Genomic DNA, 4096 nt, shown 5'->3' with positions numbered 1-4096 from the left:
TTCCAAAATGCTGAAAGGCTTTGACGTCAAAAACAAAATCATCAACAGTAACATCAAAGAATTGCCCGATCAGGATGAATATTCCTGTTTTGTGGCGATGGTAGAAACGCTGAAAAACCGTTTGAATGATGAAAAACTGATGATTGATAATGTTGGTTTGGTAATTATTGATGAAGCCCATTATAATTCGTTCCGAAAATTATTCAGCCAATTCAAGAAATCCTTTATTCTTGGGGTCACCGCAACGCCTTTGAGCTCGAATATTAAGTTGCCGATGCATCAGAATTACGATGAATTAATCGTAGGCGATACTATACAATCCCTTATAGATAAAGGGTTTTTGGCGAAAGCCACTACATACAGTTACGATGTTGGTTTAACCTCTTTGAAAGTTGGAATTAACGGTGATTATACGGTAAAATCTTCCGATGATTTGTATATGAATATGGTGATGCAGGAAAAATTACTGCATGCTTATACCGAGAAATCACTGGGCAAGAAAACTTTGATTTTCAATAATGGAATCAATACATCGTTGTATGTATATGAAACCTTTAGAGAAGCTGGTTATACGATTAAACACTTAGATAACACTACAACAGCCGAAGACCGAAAAGACATTTTGCATTGGTTTAAAAAGACTCCGGATGCTATTTTGACTTCGGTGGGAATCTTGACTACCGGTTTTGATGAACCCACGGTAGAAAGCATTATTCTAAACCGCGCCACTAAATCATTGACATTGTATTTCCAGATGATTGGTCGTGGTTCCCGAAAATTGCCGCATAAAGATGATTTTACGGTTATTGATTTAGGAAACAATGCCTTGCGGTTTGGTTTGTGGAATGATCCTGTGGATTGGCAGCATATCTTTAAATCTCCAGAGTATTACTTAGAAAGCCTTCGTGATGATGCTGAAATTGAAAACAACTTCAAATATGTAATGCCTGAGGCAACCAGAAAAATGTTTGCTAAAACGGCTGATATTACCATTGACATTGAAGAAGAATTTAAAAGAATAACCGCTTTGAATTTGCGCTCTAAAGAAGTTCTGGAAAAATCTATACTGCAACATGCTTTAATGTGTGTGGAGAATTCAAAGGATTTATATGGCGCCAGAATGCTGTCCAAATTATTATCGGATGATATCGAAAGTCGCGTAAAACGATTTGTAAAATGCCTTGGTAAAACCAGCAAGAATTATCGCGAATGGTTAATTGAAGATTATAAAACTAAGTTAAGCTTAGCCATTGGAAAAAAATTCAGAGAGCTTAATCTTTAGATAAATCACTTTATTAGAGGTAGTTTATATTCTTATAAATAAGCTTTTTATGATTTTAAATTTAATTTTTAAAATATAAACAAAATTGCACTATAATTTATATTATGTAAAATAGTATTTTTTAAAACCTACCTATACCTTGTGGTTATTAGTTTTCAAATCTTTTTAACAATTACCCCTAACTTGGATAAAGCTTTCTTATTTTTGTCCCTAATATAAATTGAATTCATATTAAACTTAAATCATGAGTAATTCAATAGCTGAAAATATTGCCAATTTTTTAAAAGACTATCCGCCATTTGATTATTTGAGTTATGATGAATTAATTCAAGTTGCAACCAGCATTGGTGTTGTTAATTTAGACAAACATAAAATCTTGTTTCAAATTGACGATAAATTGCACGACAGTTTTTACGTAGTGGCTTCCGGAGTTATCAATCTTTCTGTAATTGCCGATGCTGAAGAAACGTTATTAAACAAGTGCTACGCCGGTGATGTTTTTGGTTTGCGTCCGTTTTTTGCCAAAAACAACTACATGATGACGGCCAAAGCCCGCGAAGACAGTATTGTTTATGCTATTCCTATTAATGTTTTCAAACCTTTTGTGGCACAGAATCCACAAGTGCTCGACTTCTTATTAGAAAGTTTTGCTACCAATACCCGCAATCCTTTTGACAAAGAAAACCGTGGAAAGCTGATTACCGACAATGTTTATACTGAAAATCAGGCTAATGAGATTCAGTATTTTCAATCATTGGCTTACAACAAAACCCCGATTAAGATTGCTGCTTCTACTGTAATCAAAGACACTGCGCAATTAATGACAGAGAATTTGATTGACAGCGCCATAGTTACTGAACAAAACTATCCTATTGGGATTGTTACCGATACTGATTTCAGAAGTAAGATAGCCAACGGAAGATTTCCGATTACCAATACGGTTGATAAAATCATGTCTTCCCCTGTTATTACGGTTCCTGAGAACGTTTCAGTGGCAGAAGCTCAACTTTTGTTATTGAAATATAATGTCAGTCATTTGTGTGTAACTACCGATGGTTCCGATAAATCAGATGTGAAAGGAATTATATCGGAACACGACTTAATTGTGGCTCAAGCCAACAACCCTGGCGTTTTGATAAAAGAAATAAAACGATCACTCACGCCGAAAGAATTAAAACAAGTTCGTGAAAAACTAACCGATTTGATTCAGACTTCCATCGTCAAAAATATTCCATTACCACATATCTATAATATTTCCGGTGAAATCATTACGGCTATTGTAAAAAGATCTGTTGAACTGGCAATCCTCGATTTAGGTTCGCCTCCTGCCCGATTTGCCTGGTTAAGCATAGGAAGCCAAGGCAGAAAAGAGCAGCTTTTATTAACCGATCAGGACAGCATATTGATTTTTGAAGACGTTGCTGTAGAGAAATACCGCGATGTCAAAGATTACTTTTTAAAATTAGCCAAAAGAACGACTACTATATTAGAAAAAGTGGGCTATGAATTCTGTCCGAATGGTCACATGGCCAGTAATATGCTTTGGTGTAAATCATTGACAGACTGGATTAAACAGTACAACAACTGGATGAAAACTCCCGGTGAAAAATCCAACGACATCAGCAGTATCTTTTTTGATTATGAGATTGCCTTTGGCGAAGGAAAAATTGAAGATACCATTACCGATTTGATTTTTAAAAACATCAAAAACAATGCTTTGTTCTTTGATTATTTAGGAAATGATGCTTTGCGCAAAAATCCGCCGCTTAACTTTTTCAAAAAATTCAATTTGGAAGAAGAAGGTGAACACAAAGGAAAATTTGATATTAAAAACAGAGCCATCATGCCATTAGTCGACGGCGCCCGTCTTTTTGCCATCAGTTTGAATTTGCGCGGAATCAACAATACCTATTTGCGATTCAAACAATTGGCGATGGTAGATCCTAAATTCTCTGAAATCTATTTGAATTGTGCGGATGCTTTTTTGATTTTGTCCAAATTCAGAACACTGGAAGGGCTCAAAAACGACAGTACCGGTGATTTTATCAATGTAGAAGAGCTGACTAAAGCCGACAAAGAAAAGCTCAAAAACGCCCTAGGGCCAATGAAAGAACTGGAAGAATTAATAAAAGATAAATTCAGACTGACTCAATTCTCATAATATGCTAGATTGGATTAAAAATATCAATAAAGAATATCCGGAGTTTTGGAAATTGTATTTAGCCAAGTTCGAAACCAAATCCAACAGATACGTTATTTTAAGTACCGAAACTACTGGTCTCAATCCAAAAAAAGATGTGATCCTTTCTTTTGGAGCCATTGGTGTGGTAAACGATATTATTAAAATTGGTGATAATTTTGAGGTGGTAATTCTGCAATACAAATACCTTCACGATAACGGTTTGTCTAATGAGTTTTTGATTGACAGTAAATTATCAAAACTGGCCGAACCACAAGCCATTCAATCGCTTGTTGATTATATTGGTAATGCCGTTTTAGTAGGTCACCGAATCCATTTCGATATTGAAATGATTAATGAAGTGCTTGAAAAAATGGAATGTGGCAAATTAAAAAATGAAGCCTTAGATATTGAAATCATGCACCAAAAGTTGCTGGATATTACCAATAAATCTTTTTCCCTGGATGATTTGAGCAAACTATATAAGATTCCGCAAAGCGAAAAGAACTCCGCTTCTGAAGATGCTTATTCTATTGCCTTATTGTTTTTGAAACTCAAAACACGATTAGGATTCAAATAGCTAAAAAACCCACTCAATTGAGTGGGTTTTTAGATCTGTCAAAATCAAACAAAAC

At 35.1% G+C, this 4096-nt stretch carries 3 protein-coding genes; all 3 read left to right on the top strand.

Annotated elements, in window-relative coordinates:
* Window positions 1-1282 (top strand): DEAD/DEAH box helicase (locus V7D82_RS13435; RefSeq protein WP_333601466.1); only part of this gene is annotated, 1282 nt, incomplete at its 5' end.
* Window positions 1283-1526: 244 nt separating this feature from the next.
* Window positions 1527-3443: a DUF294 nucleotidyltransferase-like domain-containing protein gene (locus tag V7D82_RS13430; protein WP_333601465.1), complete on the top strand. Its 1917-nt coding sequence runs from the start codon at window positions 1527-1529 to the stop codon at window positions 3441-3443.
* Window position 3444: 1 nt separating this feature from the next.
* Window positions 3445-4041 (top strand): 3'-5' exonuclease, encoded by a 597-nt coding sequence (locus V7D82_RS13425; RefSeq protein ID WP_333601464.1) that lies wholly within the window; start codon window positions 3445-3447, stop codon window positions 4039-4041.
* The last annotated feature ends 55 nt before the right edge of the window (window positions 4042-4096 follow it).

It is taken from the genome of Flavobacterium sp. (assembly GCF_036741995.1).
In the GTDB taxonomy this organism is placed as follows: Bacteria; Bacteroidota; Bacteroidia; order Flavobacteriales; family Flavobacteriaceae; genus Flavobacterium.
Note: the sequence above shows the minus strand (reverse complement) of the source record. Positions and strands in the feature narration are given on the sequence as shown.

Excerpts from the sequence above, each read along its gene's own strand:
- V7D82_RS13430 (WP_333601465.1), top strand. The coding sequence starts at position 1,527 with ATGAGTAATTCAATAGCTGAAAATATTGCCAATTTTTTAAAAGACTAT.
- V7D82_RS13425 (WP_333601464.1), top strand. The coding sequence starts at position 3,445 with ATGCTAGATTGGATTAAAAATATCAATAAAGAATATCCGGAGTTTTGG.